The organism is Permianibacter fluminis, from assembly GCF_013179735.1.
GTDB classification, from domain to species: domain Bacteria; phylum Pseudomonadota; class Gammaproteobacteria; order Enterobacterales; family Permianibacteraceae; genus Permianibacter; species Permianibacter fluminis.
In genome coordinates, this window is sequence record NZ_JABMEG010000001.1 from 1608767 (window position 1) to 1627365 (window position 18599).

General features: G+C 58.4%; 16 protein-coding genes. 8 read left to right on the top strand and 8 right to left on the bottom strand.

The window, feature by feature from the left end; genetic code table 11:
* Nucleotides 1–158 precede the first annotated feature (158 nt).
* Complete coding sequence (locus HPT27_RS06925) at nt 159–1175, bottom strand: AraC family transcriptional regulator (protein WP_172240875.1); 1017 nt, start codon at nt 1173–1175, stop codon at nt 159–161.
* A 280-nt stretch (nt 1176–1455) separates the two neighbouring features.
* Between HPT27_RS06925 and HPT27_RS06930 the strand changes: the two genes are divergently transcribed.
* Nucleotides 1456–2292: a class I SAM-dependent methyltransferase gene (locus tag HPT27_RS06930; protein ID WP_172240878.1), complete on the top strand. Its 837-nt coding sequence runs from the start codon at nt 1456–1458 to the stop codon at nt 2290–2292.
* Between the two features lie 16 nt (nt 2293–2308).
* Here HPT27_RS06930 and HPT27_RS06935 read toward each other — a convergent pair whose 3' ends face one another.
* Nucleotides 2309–3082 (bottom strand): substrate-binding periplasmic protein, encoded by a 774-nt coding sequence (locus tag HPT27_RS06935; protein WP_172240881.1) that lies wholly within the window; start codon nt 3080–3082, stop codon nt 2309–2311.
* A 301-nt stretch (nt 3083–3383) separates the two neighbouring features.
* Entirely contained in the window at nt 3384–3764 is a 381-nt protein-coding gene (locus HPT27_RS06940) for a hypothetical protein (protein ID WP_172240884.1), read from the bottom strand.
* Between the two features lie 420 nt (nt 3765–4184).
* Here HPT27_RS06940 and HPT27_RS06945 point away from each other — a divergent pair, with 420 nt between their 5' ends.
* The 4 genes from HPT27_RS06945 to HPT27_RS06960 all read left to right on the top strand — a co-directional run bounded on the left by HPT27_RS06945 (nt 4185) and on the right by HPT27_RS06960 (nt 9952).
* Nucleotides 4185–6035 carry an FAD-dependent oxidoreductase gene (locus HPT27_RS06945; RefSeq protein ID WP_172240887.1) on the top strand — a complete coding sequence of 617 codons (1851 nt, stop codon included), beginning with the start codon at nt 4185–4187 and terminating at the stop codon, nt 6033–6035.
* Between the two features lie 47 nt (nt 6036–6082).
* Nucleotides 6083–7975, top strand: coding sequence for a 2-oxoacid:acceptor oxidoreductase subunit alpha (locus HPT27_RS06950; protein ID WP_172240890.1), 1893 nt, complete (start codon nt 6083–6085; stop codon nt 7973–7975).
* A complete protein-coding gene (locus HPT27_RS06955) occupies nt 7972–9027 on the top strand; it encodes a 2-oxoacid:ferredoxin oxidoreductase subunit beta (RefSeq protein ID WP_172240893.1) in 1056 nt (351 codons plus the stop codon). The genes HPT27_RS06950 and HPT27_RS06955 overlap by 4 nt, the downstream gene beginning before the upstream one ends.
* A 469-nt stretch (nt 9028–9496) precedes the next feature.
* Nucleotides 9497–9952: a hypothetical protein gene (locus HPT27_RS06960; protein WP_172240896.1), complete on the top strand. Its 456-nt coding sequence runs from the start codon at nt 9497–9499 to the stop codon at nt 9950–9952.
* A gap of 182 nt (nt 9953–10134) precedes the next feature.
* Here HPT27_RS06960 and HPT27_RS06965 read toward each other — a convergent pair whose 3' ends face one another.
* The 5 genes from HPT27_RS06965 to HPT27_RS06985 all read right to left on the bottom strand — a co-directional run bounded on the left by HPT27_RS06965 (nt 10135) and on the right by HPT27_RS06985 (nt 15274).
* Nucleotides 10135–11532 (bottom strand): esterase-like activity of phytase family protein, encoded by a 1398-nt coding sequence (locus tag HPT27_RS06965; protein WP_172240899.1) that lies wholly within the window; start codon nt 11530–11532, stop codon nt 10135–10137.
* Nucleotides 11533–11992: 460 nt separating this feature from the next.
* Entirely contained in the window at nt 11993–12904 is a 912-nt protein-coding gene (locus HPT27_RS06970; RefSeq protein WP_172240902.1) for an FAD:protein FMN transferase, read from the bottom strand.
* 316 nt (nt 12905–13220) lie between these two features.
* Nucleotides 13221–14579: a DUF3570 domain-containing protein gene (locus HPT27_RS06975; protein ID WP_172240905.1), complete on the bottom strand. Its 1359-nt coding sequence runs from the start codon at nt 14577–14579 to the stop codon at nt 13221–13223.
* Nucleotides 14570–14794, bottom strand: a complete 225-nt coding sequence (locus HPT27_RS06980) for a DUF4266 domain-containing protein (protein WP_172240908.1) — start codon at nt 14792–14794, stop codon at nt 14570–14572. Before HPT27_RS06980 ends, HPT27_RS06975 begins: the two co-directional genes overlap by 10 nt.
* Nucleotides 14795–14821: 27 nt before the next feature.
* Nucleotides 14822–15274: a TlpA family protein disulfide reductase gene (locus HPT27_RS06985; protein WP_211197877.1), complete on the bottom strand. Its 453-nt coding sequence runs from the start codon at nt 15272–15274 to the stop codon at nt 14822–14824.
* Between the two features lie 87 nt (nt 15275–15361).
* On the opposite strand from HPT27_RS06985, the gene HPT27_RS06990 reads away from it, so the two are divergent.
* The 3 genes from HPT27_RS06990 to HPT27_RS07000 all read left to right on the top strand — a co-directional run bounded on the left by HPT27_RS06990 (nt 15362) and on the right by HPT27_RS07000 (nt 18598).
* Entirely contained in the window at nt 15362–15736 is a 375-nt protein-coding gene (locus tag HPT27_RS06990) for a hypothetical protein (RefSeq protein WP_172240911.1), read from the top strand.
* A gap of 123 nt (nt 15737–15859) precedes the next feature.
* A complete protein-coding gene (locus tag HPT27_RS06995) occupies nt 15860–16411 on the top strand; it encodes a nuclear transport factor 2 family protein (protein WP_172240914.1) in 552 nt (183 codons plus the stop codon).
* A 435-nt stretch (nt 16412–16846) separates the two neighbouring features.
* Complete coding sequence (locus HPT27_RS07000) at nt 16847–18598, top strand: N-acyl-D-amino-acid deacylase family protein (RefSeq protein WP_172240917.1); 1752 nt, start codon at nt 16847–16849, stop codon at nt 18596–18598.
* Nucleotide 18599: the final 1 nt, after the last annotated feature.

Here is an 18599-nt window from a genome sequence, read left to right on the forward strand (position 1 = left end):
CGTATCACGCGGATGTGGCTGCGGCAGCATATCAGCATCATTGCCGCCAAGATGTCGGACCGCTTTGCGGCGAGATGCTAGAGGCGGAAGTGATGGTCGCGGTAGTTATGGTGATTGCGGCGGCTATCGCGGTTAAAGCGATTGCAGTGTTCACGCAACTAGCGATCTTTCTGCTGCCGTCGCCATGCCGCCGGCGGCTGGCCAACCAGACGCTTGAATGCGCGCGAGAACGCCGCCTCGGAATCGTAACCGACATCGAGCGCGATGCTGGCGACGGTGGCGTTGCTTTCACGCAGTAACAGAGCGCCGCATTGCATACGCCAGTTGGTCAGGTATTGAATCGGCGGTTGGCCAACCAGATTGACGAAGCGTTCATGCAAGGCCGAGCGCGACAAGCCCACTTGTTTGCCGAGTTCGTCGAGCGTCCAGGGTTCGGCGCTGCGCTCATGCAGCAGACCAATGGCGCGACTGACATGCGGATCGCGCAGCGCCGCCAGCCAGCCAGCTTCGCTGCCGGCCTGATCGGTTTCCGGCAGTGATTCCAGATAGCGGCGCACGGCATCGACAAATACCATTTCGCTGACCCGGTCGAGCACCGCCGCGCTGCCGGGCTTGCGCAATCGCGATTCATTGACCGCCTGATTGAGCATGGGATTCAACCAGCTGCTGACCTCGGGCGCTGGCAGATGCAGCAGCCGTGGCAGTGAGGCAATCAGCGGATTGAACGGTCGCAGATCGCAGCCGATAAATCCGCAAACCACCACGGTGCTGGCGTCTTCGGCCGGGCTGAGTTCGCCGGGGCGCAGTACGCCACGGTGATAGGCGAGTGCAATCGGTTTGGGATCGTTGCGGGTGGTGAAATGCCAGTCACTGGTGTCGCGCTCGGCATGCATGCCCGGCGCGCTCGACAGCACATGGGTATCGCCGCGCGGAAACATCACGATGTCGCCGGCTGCGAGCCGCACCGGTGGCAAGCCGTCGGCGGCGGCCCAGCCGGCACCACGGACAACCAGATGAAACGCCAGCACGTGTTCGGTACCCGGCATCAGCGCTTTCGCCAGCTCCGGCGCCGCCGGCGTTTCGGCGACCCATTCATCGCGAAAGCTGACGTAATAAAACACCGCGCCGCGCAGGCGCACGCTGCGCAGGACATCCGACAAGGCGTCATGGTTCATACGGGTGCCATTCCATGGGGTGGGCAGCGGCGGCCCGGCCAGTGTGCGATCAGCGCACCGCAATCGCGGACGCCGGAGCAAATCCGCTGGACGCAAGGTCAATCGGCCCGGACCGCGTTTCCGGACAATGCGCCCGTCGTGGCACGGTTGCAACGACGATTCCGGTAGCGTCGATGGGTTGTTACCGACAACAGCTAACGGCTGATGACAGATAACCACCGACGACAGACAACTACCGACAGTAGATAGCTACTGACAGCAGACAACAAGGAGCATGTCCATGAGTTCAGTTACGGCTGCCGGCGCCAGCGCGCCGGATTTTACCGCGATCAAACAGCGTCAGCAGGCCACCTGGGCCAGCGGTGATTTTGCAGTCATTGGTAGCACCCTGCAAATTGTCGGTGAGCAACTGGCCGAAGCCGCAGATATCTGTGCCGGCGAGCGGGTGCTGGACGTTGCCGCCGGCAATGGCAATGCCACGCTGGCAGCAGCGCGCCGCTTCGCCCACGTCACCTCGACCGACTATGTGCCGGCGTTGCTGGAAAAGGGCCGGGAACGCGCGCGTGCCGACGGCCTTGCCGTGCATTTTCAGGTCGCCGATGCCGAAGCGCTGCCGTTTGATGATCGGAGCTTCGATGTGGTGCTATCGACTTTCGGCGCGATGTTCACCCCGGATCACGGCCGGGTCGCCAATGAAATGCTGCGCGTGTTGCGCATCGGTGGCCGGCTCGGCATGGCCAACTGGACGCCGGATGGTTTTATCGGCCAGCTGTTCAAGGTGATCGGTGCCCATGTGCCGCCGCCGGCGGGACTGAAATCACCGGCACTGTGGGGCACGGAATCGCATCTGGTCGAACTGTTCGGACCGCACGCGGCGCAGATTCGCTGTGAACGCCGGATGTTCAATTTCCGCTATCAATCGCCAAGCCACTGGCTGCAGATTTTCCGTGATTACTATGGCCCGACCCACAAAGCCTTTGCTGCGCTGGACGCGGCCGGTCAGCAGGTGCTGGAGCGGGATATCACGGCACTGCTGAACCGGCTGAACATTGGCGGCGCCAGTTCGCTGATCGTGCCCGGTGAATACCTTGAAGTGGTGATCACCAAGGGCCGTTGATGGCGGTGTCGATTTGTCATTTCGTGGTTGCTGGCGCGGCGGCATCGCGCCAAATTCTGGCGATGCTGCCGTCCGCTTGCATGGCGGCGAGCTCCGCGTTGAGCCGGGGCAACAGATCGGCGTGACGCTTGTGCAGAAAGTGGTAGAAGGGCTGCAACTGCAAAGGTGGTTGCAGCTCCACTATCTGGGCAACCCAATTCGGGTGCTCGGTTTTCATGGCGGCGAGAATGCCGCGCGTAGTGGTCATGGTGCCGACCACCACATCAATCCGGTCATCGATGAGCATTTTCATCAGCGCTTCCTGGGTCTGATTGCGGACATTCAAGGCCGCACCCAGTTGTACTTCCGGCACGCGTGCACCCAGCCGACCGCCGATCCGCAACCCCGATTGTCGTAACCCGGCCCAGTGGGCGAATTCCGGTTTGGCCCGCGTTTTCAACATGTAGGCGTGGTAGGCCGTTTCGCCAATTGCAATCGGCAGCATCAGCAGGTTCGGCGCCTCTTTGGCATTTTCCTGTACCCGACCGAGCTCGGCGTCATAACGACCGGCATTGGCTTCCGACAGCGACCGGGTTAGCGGCAGTCGCCGTATCTCCACCTGTATGCCCAAGCGAGCATAGGCCTGGCTGATGACCTGTTGCATCGGTGTGACCAGCGCTTCGGCATTTTCGAAGGTGGAAATTGTAAAGGCGCTTGGGCTGGGAGTTGCTGTGGTTTTTGTTGTGGTGATGATCGCAGCCTGCTCCGCCGCGATCACGTGGCTGCCAAACAAGCACAGCAGCAACGCCAACAGAGGCCAAACACCTGGCGCCGAACGATGGCTGATCACTCTGTAACCCAAGCAGTTGAGCAGGTAGGTGGCAAGGTCACAAAACATGGCAGGGGCAGGCCGATGCTATTAAACGATCTGCAAGCAGTATAGCAGCGACAAAAAACAGGGCGCGTCGCCAGAATTGCCGCTATTACCGGGGCTTCAGGCTGCCGCAACGACCAGTCCTTTGCTTTTCGAGGTGGGAAATGTATTGCGCCGGCGTGTGTGCCGGCGCAAATTCAGCCTGAGCATACATCATCACAGTTCTGTGCCAAGTCGATCAATGCACCACCGATTCCTCGGTCCAGACACGGCCAGCGAAATAACGACCAGTCTCGATATCGGCCATGACTTCGACATGAACTTCGGCGTAGTAGGTGGTCAACGAATAGCCGTCAGCCGATTTACGCAGTGTTATGACGTACTCCCCCGCTTTGTAATCCTGAGTCGGTGCGATCAGATACATAATTTGGCTGAAATTGCGGCTCACCTCAACGTAACCGTCACGCTTGAATGACTGCAGCGTGCGAACTACGCGGAAATCGGAGCCGAGCATCGTCTCTGCCGATGAGTACATTTTAGTCGGGCTGGCGGCTTCGGCGACGGGCACGCCAACTGTCGCCAGCAACAACGCGATCAATGCAGCACGAATCATCATCATGTTCAATTCTCCTCGGTCGAACGGTTACGCCGTTATGCAGACTTCACCCTGAACGGCGGACGGATTGTGCAGTGCGGAAATGACGGTTGCGTGATCGCAAGATGGCGTAGTGATTTCGCTTGTCGTTTTCTGGTGCTGATTTTTGCGTTGCGTTGCGTTCGGCCGCGTTGCCGAGATGATGTGTGCCGAAGGCGCTTGCCCACCGCACGCGGCAACGTGATTTTTCCGACCGCACCCGAACACGCACCGCGCACTGACGCAACAGCCGCCGCCAGCGTGCGCGAAGCCGTGCTGAAAAATCTCCAGCATCGTGCAGGTGCCGTTGACACCCGGGCCGATGTGCTCTAAAAGCAAATGGCAGTTCCGTCCCCGGGAGATGGGGAGCCCCAAGCAGATCCGATCTGCGGCGGAGGAACATCAGTGAAGCCAACCGATATTGGCCATCCAGACTACTTTCACAAAGTGGTTGATTGTCAGTGGGCCTGTCCGGCCCATACTCCGGTTCCCGAATACATTCGCCTGATCGCCGCCGGTCGTTATACCGATGCCTATCTCGTCAATTGGCGCTCCAATGTTTTTCCCGGCATTTTGGGCCGAACCTGTGATCGCCCCTGTGAGCCGGCCTGCCGACGCAGTCGCGTTGAAGATGGCCAAAGCAAGGAGCCGGTGGCGATCTGCCGGCTGAAGCGGGTCGCGGCCGATCTGAAAGACGACATTCGTGCCCGGTTGCCGACGCTGGCGCCGCGCAATGGCAAGCGCATTGCCTGCATCGGTGCCGGCCCGGCATCGTTGACCGTTGCCCGGGATCTGGCGCCGCTCGGCTATCAGATCACGGTGTTCGATGGCGCCGCCAAAGCCGGCGGTTTTATCCGCACGCAAATTCCCAAGTTCCGCTTGCCGGAAACCGTGGTCGATGAAGAGACCGGCTATGTGCTGGATCTCGGTGTCGAGTTTCGTGCCGGTGAACGCATTGACAGTTTGCAGGCGCTGCTGGCGCAGGGTTACGACGCCGTGTTTGTTGGCAGCGGCGCGCCGCGCGGCCGCGACATGAACCTGCCTGGTCGGCAGGAAGCGGCGGCCAGTATTCATATCGGCATCGAGTGGTTGGCGTCGGTGTCGTTCGGTCATGTCAACAAGGTCGGCAAACGGGTGATCGTGCTCGGCGGCGGCAACACGGCCATGGATTGTTGCCGCAGTGCGCGCCGGCTTGGCGGTGAAGCCGTGACCGTGGTGGTGCGCTCCGGCTTTGACGAAATGAAAGCCAGTCCCTGGGAAAAAGAAGACGCCATGCACGAAGGCGTCGTGATCCGGAATTTTCTCAACCCGAAAGCCTTTATCGTCGACAACGGCACGCTGACGGCGATGAGCTTTGAGCCGGTTACCGCAAAATATGACGAAAAAGGCCGGCGACAATTGCTGCCGACCGGTGAGTCGGACGTGATCATCGCCTGTGACGAAGTGCTGATGGCGGTCGGTCAGGAAAATGCCTTTCCCTGGATTGAGCGCGACATCGGTGTCCGGTTTGAGGATTCCGGTTTGCCGGTGGTCGATCCGGTCAGTTTCCAGTCCAGTCATCCGAAAGTGTTTTTCGGCGGCGACGCGGCATTCGGCCCGAAGAACATCATCTGGGCCGTGGCCCACGGCCACGAAGCCGCGCTGTCCATTGATCTGCAATGCCGGGGTCTTTCGGTTGCCGACCGGCCGGCGCCGGACACCACGCTGGTCAGCCAAAAAATGGGTCTCCATGAATGGAGCTACGACAATGCGGTGGCGCTCGACAAGCGCCATAAAGTCCCGCTGCAGAAACTCGATCTGGCGCTGACCGATATCAAAATTGAAGTTGAGATGGGCTTTGATGTCCAGCTGGCGTTCAAGGAAGCGCAGCGCTGTCTGAATTGTGACATCGAAACCGTTTTCACCGACAACAAATGCATCGAGTGCGATGCCTGTGTCGACATCTGCCCGATGGATTGCATCACCTTTACCGACAACGCCGATGAACTGGCGCTGCGTGGCACGCTGAAAGCGCCGGCAGTCAACCTGAGTCAGGATCTGTACGTCTCCGGCGCGTTGAAAACCGGTCGCATCATGGCCAAGGATGAAGATGTCTGTCTGCACTGCGGTCTGTGTGCCGAGCGCTGCCCGACCGGCGCCTGGGACATGCAGAAGTTTCTGTTGCATACCGCGCAGGCGGGCCACGCCTGTCACAAGCGCGCCAGTGGTTCCAGTAGCGCCAATGGTTCCATTAACGCCAGTAGTACCAAGGCCTGAGCGGTTTGGCTTTGACCGGACACAGCTAAATAAAACAGAGAGGTCGCATGACCACTACGCTGAATCGCTGCAATGATTTCGTGATCAAGTTTGCCAACGTCAACGGTTCCGGTTCGGCCTCGGCCAATGAGCTGTTCGCCCGCAGCATTCTGCGGATGGGCGTGCCGGTCAGTCCGCGCAATATCTTTCCGTCCAATATTCAAGGCATGCCGACCTGGTATGAAGTTCGGGTCAGCGAGGCGGGCTATTTGGGCCGGCGCGGCGGCTGCGACATGATGGTTGCCATGAATCCGCAAACTTGGACGGAAGACCTCAAGGAAATCGTCAGCGGCGGTTATCTGTTCTATGACAGCACCCGGGTGATTCATGCCGACCAACTGCGCGACGATATTCACATCATCGGGGTGCCGCTGACCCAGCTTTGCAACGAAACCTGGAGCGACCCTCGTCAGCGTCAGTTGTTCAAGAACATCATGTATGTCGGCGTGCTGTCGGCATTGCTGGATATCGACACCGCTGAAATCGAGCAACTGCTGGCCGAGCAGTACAAAGGCAAGGAAAAGCTGCTGCCACCCAACAAGCAGGCGCTGCATCTGGGCCGCGATTACGCGCTGCAGCAGATGGACTGCAGCAAGATTGGCCTGAAAGTGAAACGGGCAGATAAGGTCGGCGACCGGATCTTCATCGAAGGCAACAGCGCCGCCGCGCTCGGTTGCATTTATGGCGGCGCAACGGTGTGCGCCTGGTATCCGATCACGCCGTCGACCTCAGTGGTCGATGCTTTCCAAAAATACTGCAACAAATTCCGCACTGATCCGGACACCGGCAAAAAGCATTACGCCATCATCCAGGCCGAAGACGAGATCGCATCCATTGGCATGGTCATCGGCGCGGGCTGGAACGGTGCCCGCGCGTTTACCGCCACTTCCGGTCCCGGTATCTCGCTGATGACCGAATTCATCGGCCTCGCATACTTTGCCGAGATCCCGGCGACCATCATCAATGTCCAGCGTGGCGGCCCCTCCACTGGCATGCCGACCCGGACTCAGCAAGCCGATCTGTATTCCTGTGCCTATGCCTCCAACGGCGACACCAAGCATGTGCTGCTGTTTCCGGAAGACCCGAAAGAGTGTTTCGACTTTGCCGCGGCGGCGCTGGACCTTGCGGATCAGCTGCAGACGCCGGTGTTCCTGATGACCGATCTGGATATCGGCATGAACACCCGGCTGTGCGCGCCGCTGCATTGGGACGATACCCGCCAGATGCAGCGCGGCAAGATCATGACTGCGGCAGAGCTGGAGGCCGGCAAGAATTTTGGTCGCTATCTCGATGTCGACGGTGATGGCGTACCGTATCGCACCTATCCCGGTACGCATCCGAGCAAAGGCGCATTTTTTACCCGCGGCACCACCAAGGACCGCTACGCCCGTTACAGCGAGAACGGCGAGGTCTATGTCGACAACATGGAGCGCTTGCTGCGCAAATTCGACACCGCAAAAAAACTGGTGCCGCAGCCTATCGAAACTCTGTGCTGTGAAAGTGCTGGCGCCTCTGGCACATCGATTGGCGTGATCTACTTCGGCTCGACCAGCCCGGCGATGCAGGAGGCGTTTGACCAGCTGCAGGCGCAACAGGTGTTCGTTGATTTGTTGCGGCTGCGGGCCTTTCCGTTCCCCGATTCCGTATTCGACTTTGTCGCTCGGCACAGCAAAGTCTTTGTCGTCGAGCAGAACCGCGACGGCCAGTTGCGCAACATGCTGGTCAACGAGGGCAACCTCAATCCGGCCAAGCTCTTGCCAGTACTGCATTACGACGGCACCCCGATCACCGCGCGCTTCATTGTCGACAGCATACGCAAGCAGTTGCAGCTGGCGCCGGCCCTGCCGAGTCACGAGCTGCCGATAACTCAAGTGGTTGCCGGCAAGGGAGTGAAATCATGACCTATATCGCCAAACCCAAACTGCATCATCCGTCGCTGCCGAAGAACGAGCGCGGTTACACTCGCCGCGATTACGAAGGTGCGGTCTCGACGCTGTGCGCCGGCTGCGGTCACGACTCCATTTCTGCGGCCATCGTTCAGGCCTGTTTCAATGCCAATATCGAGCCGCACCGGGTCGCCAAATTGTCCGGCATCGGTTGCTCCTCCAAAGCACCGACCTATTTTCTCGGCGGCTCGCATGGCTTCAATACCGTACACGGCCGGATGCCGTCGGTGCTGACCGGCGCTAACCTCGCCAATCGCGAATTGATGTACCTCGGCATTTCCGGCGACGGCGACTCGGCCTCGATCGGCATTGGCCAGTTTGTCCACAGCATTCGCCGCGGCGTCAACATGGTCTATATCGTGATGAACAACGGCGTCTATGGCTTGACCAAGGGCCAGTTCTCAGCGACCGCTGACAAAGGCTCGCAGTCCAAGAAAGGCATCACCAACGCCGATTCCCCCGTTGATTTGGTGATGCTGGCCTTGCAACTCGGCGCGACCTTCGTTGCCCGCAGTTTTTCCGGTGACAAGGAACAGCTGGTGCCGATCATCGAAGCGGCGTTTCAGCACAAAGGTTCGGCGTTCATTGATGTGGTGTCGCCCTGCGTGGCCTTTAATAACCACACCGGTTCGACCAAGAGCTATGACTTTGTCCGCGAGCACAATGACGCGGTCAACCGTATCGATATCGTGCCGCATGCCGAGGCGGAGACCGTACAGTACGAAGCCGGCGCGCTGCAGGACGTGCTGCAATCCGATGGCTCCGTGCTGCGCCTGCGCAAACGGCATCTGGATTACGACGTGCATGACCCGATCAAAGTCATGACCTATCTGCACAAGCATCAGGCGCTCGGCGAACTGGTCACCGGCCTGCTCTATGTCCACCCCGCGCCGGAAGATCTGCACGCCCACCTGAATACCTGCGACAAACCGCTGAACCAGCTCGGCGAACGCGAACTGGTGCCGGGTCAAGGGGCGCTGGCCAAAATCAATGCATCGCTGCGTTGAGCGCGATAGAGAAGTGTGGGGCGTTGTGGACAAGGTATGCGATGAACGTTTGCTGTTGTCAACTTGACGCGCGGCGCGAGCAGCAGCCGCATCCAACACCAAAGGACTAAGCCACGCTAGACGACCTGAGGAGTCGCTGACTGATGGTCAGCGAACAGTTCCTGGGCCGAAACTGAATTTCTGCCGCTACCCATGGTTGAACCTGCCACTTTTGATCAGAGGTTCGCCAGGCACTTTGTAGCTAACCAATTGATTTCAAGGGTTTCTGGCATCCTACTATGGGAATTTACTTTGATTGGGAGGCAATGCGAATCAGCAACAGAGGCATGCCGCCTTAAAAAAAGGAAGTTCGAGTAAGCTATGCCAAACCCTTGAAGTAAAACCCAAAATGAGTCAAATTCGTGTTAATTAAAAAACTTCTTAGGAGGCGTTCCTCCTGATTACTAGCTATGCATCTTAGAGAGCGCTCATGTCCGACGTTTTAAAGTTGATTCTTGTTTTAGCTCTTACTGTCGGCCCAGTACAATCTGCCGAGCCAATTAACGATATTGCTGAATTTGAGAGGCGTGCACTGGATTGCTTCAAGGATAAAGAAAAGGTCGAAAAGTGCTTCCGTCAGTCTATTAAGCCCCATCTTTCCCCATCTATTGCAGATTCAGATTCAGAGTCTCTTGCGAGTAAAATCCAACCAATTTTTATTCAGATGTCTGGCTCCGATCAAATTTACTCGATACATAAAGCCAAACATAAAGTTATTGAAGGCCTATTTGACGATCGCGCTTATGCTATTGAACTAACAACAGATGGCGCTTTTATTCTATTAGAGATGTCCTTTATTTCTATAAAAGGAAAATGGTATATCCATAAATTCAATATATCCAATCGCGACGAGTCATTTAAAAGCACGCTAGACGTCGGCTGGTAAAGATGCATAACGCAGTTCACGTAGGTCCGAACCACGCAGCGTTTCGGACGCATGAGCATCTCATTCGTGCGAAGCCGCTACGTGGCTCCGCACCTACATGCACTGGTCCATGACACATCACCGACCCGATACAACAAGGGCAGCCTCGGCTGCCCTTGTTGTATTTTGGTAATGCGCACGGATCAATCGTGCAGATGGCCCCGCTCGATGAATTGCTGCGGCACATAGCCGGGCAGGCTGGCCTCATCGACCGCGAAGACAAAGAACTGGTTCGAGTTGTCGGTGCCGAGCGGGTGCAGGCTGTCGGTCACCGTGCCGAGAAAATCATTGTCGTTGGCGATGAACAGGGTGTGATAGACCATGCCATTTCGTTCCAGATCCGGGCCAAAGGCGAGGCCTTCAATCTTGGCCGGAATATCGCTGCTGCTGATGCCCGCCGCGTTCAGTGCCGCGACCAGATCCAGAAAGGGTGTTTTGGCAACCGCTTTGCCAGCCAGATTGGCGGCACCGCTCAACTGGCTCACGTCAGTGGCGCCGGTCAGGTTGATGCGATACAGCCGCTTGTAGGCAGCAGACGAGTTGTCGCCAAGACCTTTGCCATCGCGTTCATCAACCAGAAATTCGTGATCATTAATGGCGACAATTTCGCTGACAGTCGGATATTTCGGTTTGCTGGCGGTACCGATGTTGCTGAGCTCATAGGCGTATTCGCGCACGCGGCCGCTGCGGATGTCGATGCTGACAAGCCGGGTGTACGGCGCGCCAGTGCCGCCATCCTGTGCCAGCGGGCTTTGCATGATGCCGAGCAAGGTTTTGCCATCCGGCGTAATCGCCAAACCTTCCATGCCCTTGTTGGCAATACGGCCACTACTGTTGCTGGCAATTTCGTCATCGCCTTTGCTGCTCAACTGGCTGACCGCAAATTTGTCCGGCAGCGCGAACGCGCGCAAGCGCACGCCGCTGCGACGATCAAACTGGTAAACGTAGGGGCCGTACTCGTCGGTAATGAAAAACGATTCACCATCACGCGCCGGCCGGATGCCTTCCGGGTCCAATCTGCCGTTGCGGCTGTTGGTGGAGCTTTTGTCGGCGGCAAAATTGTCGGAGCGACCGGAGAAATAGAAGCGGTGATCGCGCGCGTTCAGCGCCGGTACCTGCGCACCGTAATGCAGCGGCGACAGGCTCGACAGCAAGGTGGTGTCGGTCAGGTGTGCCGATACGAGATACGGCAGCGCAGCGCCGGTTGGACTCGGCACCAGGCTCAAGCTGAGGCTTTGCACGCGCGGAATATACGATGTGGTGTCATCGATGCTGCTGTCATAGGGCTGAGCATTCGGACCCCGATCCGGCAACGCCAGAAAGGTGTTGCCACCGGCCGAGGCCAATCCGGAGCCAAGCCCGCCAAGCGGGTTGCCACGGACGCCGTTTTCGAGCGCCGCGGCTGAGTCGAACGCCAGATCTTCGTAGTGACCATTGATGCTGCCAATGGCGATCAGATTGATGTCGGCCGAGACCGTGTTGGCCGATGCCAATGCAGCGATTGCCACGGTGACAGCCAGCGCCAGTGTCTTACATTCCATAATCGCGGAGTTCCTTTGCAAGCGGAGTAGAGAAAGCACTGGTCATGGTCGGTGGCCTCTGTGACAAACCGATGGCAGATTTTTGATGACTTGATGGCGGCAACGGACAGTGTCGGCCTCAGTACCCGGTTGGCGTGATGGAACTGCGGCGTGGGAGAGGAGCAAACCTGCTGAGCTTGATAGGTGCAGTGCGTGAGATGTGCGTGAGGTGTGTTGCGTATGTGAGGTGCTGAGACTGTTAATGAGAACTTGTATAAGTCCTGAAATCGAAATCAAGCTGTTACGCCAGCGAAATCGCCCGCAGGAAGCGCCGATAATTTGCCGGGGTCCTTGTTCTCGATAAAAATGGATTCCGGCACCCCAAGGGCACTTCCTGCGGGCGCTTTCGCCGGAATGACAGGGTGGGTCCTGATTCAGGGCTTGCTTCGGTGAGCGACGCAAACAAAGCGGCGCGCTGCGGCTAGCGCACGCACCACGAGCGCACATCCTGCTCACTGAGGAAAGATTCAGCTTCGGCGCCGTGCAGCATGGCCAGCGTCGATAGCGCGCCGGCTTCGATGCAGGTGTCGGCCAGTACCGTGACCGAGCGCGGTGCGTTGCGCACCGGGTAGCCGGTTTTCGGGTTCAGGATATGGCCGTAACGCACGCCGTTTTCGACGAAGCTGCGGCGGGCATCGCCGCTGGTGGTCAGGGCGCCAGTCTGTAGTGGTAGATCGGTCAGCGCTTGTTGTAGTTTGTCCGGTTGTTCCAAACCCACATGCCAGGGTTCGCCGTTGGCGCGTGGGCCACGGGCGCGCAAATCGCCGCCGAAATTGACCAGCAGCGCGACATGGGTGTGGCCTGCCAATAAATCAAACACGCGGTCAACCGCATATTCCTTGCCGATGCCACCGAGATCAATCTCCATACCGGCGCGCAATTGCAGCTGCGGCCGTTGCCAGCGCACTTTTTGCCAGCCGACCTTGTCCAGCAGCGCCGTCACGGCGGCCTGGTCCGGGCGCGTGCCGCTGCCGTCAAACCGCCAGAGTTTGCGTAGCACGCCGGAGGAAATATCAAACAAACCATCGGACAGTTCGTACAGGGTCTGGGCGTAATCGAGCAGGTTGGCGAGCTCGTCGTCAACTGTGACTGGCTCACCGTTGGCGTTGTTGATTTGATAAATCAGATTGTCGTTGCGATAGCGGCTAAAGCGTTGTTCGATGCGCAGCGCTTCCTGCTCTGCCAACTGACCGCAGTGGCTCAGCAAGTGCTGATCGCTGCTGTCGAGCAGAATTTCGCAGGGACTGGCCATGGCGTTGAAGCGGGCGCTGCCCAGCTGTCGTGAGGATTGCAACTCAAGCTGCAACGTGGAGGCGGTGGCAGGTGGGCGCATGGGCGGGCAATCAAACGGTTTCGGCTGTGACAACATTGTGGCACTGAATGGCGGTTGCCGACAGTGTTGGCCGCCTGCCAGTACAGCTCAAATGATAGGTGAAGCTTGCGGTTCTACCGTCAACTGCGGTGACCCGCAGCGACTCTGTGTCGTTAACACACCGGCTTTTACGACGGGAGAGCAGAGGGAGAAGATAAACCACCCTCGTGCCGCTCCATAACACGAAACGATGCGAGGGTGAGATTATTGGCAGGCTTGCTACGCGGTCATGATGACCACGGCGCAAATCTGCCGGTTCGACTTCAACAAGCCTTTGTTACCAGCGGAAACCGTAACTCAACTGCACCCAGCTGGCGGTCATGTCGGCGAACGCGGGCTGGCCTGCCAGATCACTACCGGCCGGTGCGTTGTTGCTGACATTGCCGGTCTGCTTGTATGTCTCCACACGCAGCGACAGTTCGTTGTCGACGCCGAGCACCTTGCCGATTTTCAGGCCGATGGTGGTGGCATCAAAATCGGCCAGTCGCGGATCGGCCGAAGCGTAGTCGATCAGTGCCGTTTGCGCGCTGCCGTCGGTGTCGATACCGGTCTGCAGATAGGCGCGGTAGAAATCGGCGGCGGTTTGTCGATACTGGCGCAGATGCGGCTCCAGATACCAGCCATTGCCCATTTCCCAGCGGTATTTGGCATCAATAGTATGCGAGCGGATGCCCCAGTCGTCGGTCATGTAGCGATACGACACATCAATGACATCTTCGCCGGGACTGTATTTGCCCTGAACAAAAAAACTGTCCTTGCTGCGGGTATCCGGTCGACTCTCATACCAGTACAGGTACATGCCATTGGCATTGTTCGGGTCCGGATTGACGATCAGGTTGCCCTGGTCGGCAACGGTCAGCAGTTTGTACGGATCATTCTGATAACCGCTCGACTGCGAGTGCGACAGATTGAACTGCATCAGGAAGTTGCGACTGAATACCTGGGTGTAGCCAATCAGAAAATCAGCCACTTGCTTGGTGTCGCTGCTGTCGCGATTGTCGGCGCTTTCGTCTTCCACTTCGCCTTCGGCATTTTGCACCGGCATGGCGGAAAAGGCCTGCGGCAAGCCGCCGACGGCATTGATTTGATCCAGCTCCAGATTGAGGCCGAACGACAGAGTCGACAGCTTGTGGTTGAAGTCGCGGGCGTAGTTGCCATCAATCGACAGCGATTTGAAATCGTATTCGCTGGAGACATTGGCGCCGACGCTGATGCGCGAGCTGTCCGACCACGGCTGTTGCCAGCCGCCGCGCAGTGCGACACGTTGATCGTGGAAGGAATCATCGAGTGGTGTCTCGCCAACGCCGGCGCTGTAACCGCCGTTGCCGGACGGGCCGGTAAACGTTTGCGGCCGGTTGGCGGCCATTGCGCCATTGGGCGAAGCGCCGGTCAGCGAGTCGACCACCAGCTTGAATGAGCTGATGTGCTCATCGCCCCAGTCCTTGCTCAGGTTGATCACCGGCTCGACGGCCTGCACCCGGCTGTCCGCTTCCGAATACAACAGCACGGCGGTATCGACTTGCCAGCTGTTGTCTTCCGCGGCGACGACGGCGGTAGTACCGAGCAGCGCGCTGGCTGCCAAGGCCAGTTTGTCGCGCAGCGGCTTGCTGTGTTTTGAACCACGCTTCAGTTGCATCCGCAGCCTCCACCACCAAAGCCACGGCCACCACTGGACGCTTCTTTGCTGAAGTAAATGTGATCATCGAGCCCGGCTTCGAGCGGTGCAGAATCGAGTTGCATGGATTTCTTTGCCAGCAGATCCCGATCCCAGGGTTTGACATCAATGCTGCTGCAGCCGGCCAAGGTGGCGGCAGCCATTGCAGCGAGCACAAATTTAGCCACGGATTTCATCAGCAGAAGTCCTCAAGTCGGGAAGGATTACAGGCTCAACGCCGCGCGGATGCGCTGCTCGTATTTGTCGACATTCTTCTCGAAGAAGCCGGCATGGGTCGTGATGGTGTGGCCTTGCTTGTCGATCAACACGCTCGACGGCATCGCCTCGACCCCGAAGCGGGTGGCGAGCGTGCCATCCGGATCAAATTCAACGGTAAACGGATGCGGCATCTCGGTCAGAAACCGATCGGCAAGCGCCTTTTCCTTGTCGACATTGACGGCCACCACAACGAATCCGTCTTTGCCATAGCGTTGCTGCATTTCGGCCAGCCACGGGAATGATTGCCGGCAGGGCTTGCACCACGACGCCCAGAAATCCAGATAGACCACCTTGCCCTGATAGGCCGACAGATCCAGCGCTGCGGCAGATTCACTCAGACCGAGGCCGGCACTGGCCAGCAGCAACAGCGACAGCAATTTATTTTTCAACACAGGCACGGCAGTCCACCTCGATATGTTCTCACGCTGGCACAGTAGGCAACTTGGCTTAACACGTTCTTAAGACCGCGCACCCGCTATGGCGAATTGCCAAGCAATACCGCTTTTTCCCTGTATCGGCGCCACTTTTGTCGTGCGGGGGAGGTAAAGGCAGACCGCCAGCTGCCGGCTATTGGCAAGCGGTTTGTGAAAACGTTCCCGGCGATCATCTTCATGGCGGTCGTGTTTGCTGACCGAATTGCCGCCGGCAATGGTCGATTCCTGCTGTCCGCACCAGCCTTGGACGACAGTCGCAGTCAATGCGTTACAGCAGAGATGCGGCAGCGAATATCTGGCAAACAACAGGCCCAGAACGCGAACGCAGTCGGTGCAAGAAATGACGGTGAGAACGTGCTGGTGTCGCAATGCCGCGAGGCGTGGATCCCTGCTGCCGGGCCCTCAGTACTGGCCTGGTATGAATAGACTAGACTCTCCATGCCGGCCTCACAGGTCTGCGATTGCAAAGCCGCGATGACATGACCGGCAGTGCATGAAGGGTATGGCGTGACCGGTAAGACAGGGTTGAAAAAGAAGGAGCGTGCATTGATGAAAGCAAACCAGACTACCGGCCGTCACGTTCGGCGGCATGGTGCCGCCGTGTCGGTGTTGATGCTGACGACGTTACCGTTGTTCGGGCAGGCAGCCAACGCCAACGAGCAAGCGGTGCTGGCCGCTGTGCAAGGTTTTTTTGATGCGCTGGCCAGCCATGATGTGGCCGCTGCGGAAAAGGTGCTGATGCCGGATGCTCGGGCACAGTCCGTGCGCCGCAAGGATGGTGCCTTGCTGGTGCGTAACCGGGCGTTTCACGAGGATTTCGCCAGCTGGCCGACCCGCAAGGAACAGTTGCTGGAACGGATGTGGGCGCCACAGGTCAATATTCATGGCAGCATCGCCACAGTGTGGACCGCCTACGATTTTCATATCGACGGCAAATTCAGTCACTGCGGTGTCGATGCCTTTGATCTGGTGCAGCAAGGTGACGGCTGGAAGATCGTCAATGTGCTGTACACCGTCGAAACCGAGGCCTGTGCCGACAGCCCGCTTGGCAAACCGGCGCTACCGCAAAACGGTGGAGCGGAGAAACCGGCTGCACCGTAAACCGGTTACATCATCAACACCATCAATTCACAAGATCATGACACCGGCCAAGTACGGGACGCAGGTTTCTGCCGTGCTGGTGCCGCATCTGTGTTGTAATCCGGCCACGGCTTGTCGCCGCATTGGGAGCGCATCATGAGCAAAGGTATGGACCAGAAGAAAGACACCAAAAAGAAGCCGCAGAAAACGGCTGATGAAAAGAGAGCCGCCAAGCGCGAGAAGAAAAACTCCCGCTAGGCCCTTGCGGCAACTGTGGTTCGGCATCCGCGCAGCTGGGCGCGGTGCCGGATTGCGGTAGAACTGCCTGGCTTTTGATTTCCCGCCAGCCGCTGTTGACTGCGAATCGCTGCATCTTGCCTCTTTTCACTGCTGGCAATTGCTGGTAAACCAGTTACTGCCGCAGTGCGGTTCGCGAGGCGTTTAGCAGGGGTTGCCATGGCTGACACGTGGGATTTGCTGGTGCAGGGCGGATGGTTGTTTGATGGCACCGGTGCGGCGCCACGACAGGCCGATGTTGGCATCACCAACGGCCGTATCGTTGCCATCAGTGAAGCGCCGTTGCCGGCAAGCAATGCGGCCCGGGTACTGCCGGCGCAAGGCCTGTGGGTCACGCCGGGCTTTATCGATATTCACACCCACTACGACGCCGAACTGTTGCTGGCGCCCGGTCTGCACGAGTCGGTGCGTCATGGCGTGACCACCTGCTTTATCGGCAGTTGTTCGATCAGCATGATCTATTGCGAGGCCGAAGACGCCTCCGACATCTTCACCCGGGTCGAGTCGATTCCGCGCGAATACGTGCTGCCGGTGTTGCAGCAAAAGAAGACTTGGCACGATGCCCAAGGCTATATCGATTACCTGAGTCAGTTACCGTTGGGGCCGAATATCGCCAGCTATATCGGTCATTCCGATTTGCGCACGGCGGTCATGGGACTGGCACGTGCTGTTGACCCCAGCGAGGCGCCGACCGAGCAGGAAATGCAGCAAATGGAACAGCTGCTCGATGACGGCATTGCCCGTGGTCTGCTCGGCATGTCTGGCATGACCAATCCCTGGGACAAGGTGGATGGTGATCGTTACCGTTCCTCGGCGCTGCCGTCGGTTTATGCGCGCTGGAGCGAATACCGGCGCCTGCATAAGTTGCTGCGCCAGCGTGGTGCCATCCTGCAATCGGCGCCCAATCTCAACAATCCGATCAACTCGGTCTTTTACCTGTTCACCTCGGCCAGTCTGGCATTGCGGCGCCGGCTGAAAACCACGCTGATCACCCTGATGGACGCCAAGGCCAAACCGGGGCTCGATCAGTTGATGTCTGCGGTGACGCAGCTGTTCAATCGCTGGCTGGGCGCGGCATTTCGCTGGCAGGCCTTGCCGCAACCGTTTCAGGTGTATGCCGACGGGATTGATTTCATCATCTTCGAAGAGTTTCCGGCCGGTGAAGTGGCGCTGCATCTGAAGCGCGATTTTGACCGCAACAAATTGTTCGCGAGCCCGGCCTACCGCGCCAAATTCAAAGCCGACTACCGGCGCAAGTGGGGTGGCCGGGTCTGGCATCGTGATTTTGGCGATGCCCACGTCATCGGCTGTCCGGACTCATCGCTGGTTGGTAAAACCATCCGGCAGATCGCCAACGAGCGCGGCGACCATGAGGTCAACACGTTTCTGGATTTGATCATCGACTACGGCCGCAGCTTGCGCTGGTCAACCCTGATCGCCAATCACAATCCAGAGCGGGTCCGGATCAATCTGAACAAGGATTGCGCCATCATTGGTTTTTCCGATGCTGGCGCCCATCTGCGCAATATGGCGTTCTACAATTTTGGCCTGTGTCTGCTGCAAATGGCCGTGCAAGAGCGGCCGGTCATGTCGGCCGAGAAGGCCGTATGGCGGCTGACCGGTGAAATCGCCGACTGGTATGGCATTGATGCCGGCAAGATCGCGCTTGGCGCGCGCGCGGATCTGGTTCTGCTCGACCCGCAGGCGCTGAAGCACGCCTCGCTCGATGCCTATGCCGAAGCGCCCTTTGAAGAGCTGGGCGGTTTGCCGCGGGTGGTCAATCGCAGTGATGGCGTGGTCAAGGCGACAATTATCAACGGCCAGATCGCGTTCGAGCATGACCAACCGGCGCCGGAGCTCGGTTGGGTGCGCAAATTTGGCGAGTTCATCCGCCGTCGCCATGAGCCTTGAG

Bases quoted from the DNA above. Each gene is read 5' to 3' on its own strand.
- HPT27_RS06925 (WP_172240875.1), bottom strand. From the start codon at position 1,175: ATGAACCATGACGCCTTGTCGGATGTCCTGCGCAGCGTGCGCCTGCGC.
- HPT27_RS06930 (WP_172240878.1), top strand. From the start codon at position 1,456: ATGAGTTCAGTTACGGCTGCCGGCGCCAGCGCGCCGGATTTTACCGCG.
- HPT27_RS06940 (WP_172240884.1), bottom strand. From the start codon at position 3,764: ATGATGATGATTCGTGCTGCATTGATCGCGTTGTTGCTGGCGACAGTT.
- HPT27_RS06950 (WP_172240890.1), top strand. From the start codon at position 6,083: ATGACCACTACGCTGAATCGCTGCAATGATTTCGTGATCAAGTTTGCC.
- HPT27_RS06955 (WP_172240893.1), top strand. From the start codon at position 7,972: ATGACCTATATCGCCAAACCCAAACTGCATCATCCGTCGCTGCCGAAG.
- HPT27_RS06960 (WP_172240896.1), top strand. From the start codon at position 9,497: ATGTCCGACGTTTTAAAGTTGATTCTTGTTTTAGCTCTTACTGTCGGC.
- HPT27_RS06965 (WP_172240899.1), bottom strand. From the start codon at position 11,532: ATGGAATGTAAGACACTGGCGCTGGCTGTCACCGTGGCAATCGCTGCA.
- HPT27_RS06970 (WP_172240902.1), bottom strand. From the start codon at position 12,904: ATGCGCCCACCTGCCACCGCCTCCACGTTGCAGCTTGAGTTGCAATCC.
- HPT27_RS06975 (WP_172240905.1), bottom strand. From the start codon at position 14,579: ATGCAACTGAAGCGTGGTTCAAAACACAGCAAGCCGCTGCGCGACAAA.
- HPT27_RS06980 (WP_172240908.1), bottom strand. From the start codon at position 14,794: ATGAAATCCGTGGCTAAATTTGTGCTCGCTGCAATGGCTGCCGCCACC.
- HPT27_RS06995 (WP_172240914.1), top strand. From the start codon at position 15,860: ATGAAAGCAAACCAGACTACCGGCCGTCACGTTCGGCGGCATGGTGCC.
- HPT27_RS07000 (WP_172240917.1), top strand. From the start codon at position 16,847: ATGGCTGACACGTGGGATTTGCTGGTGCAGGGCGGATGGTTGTTTGAT.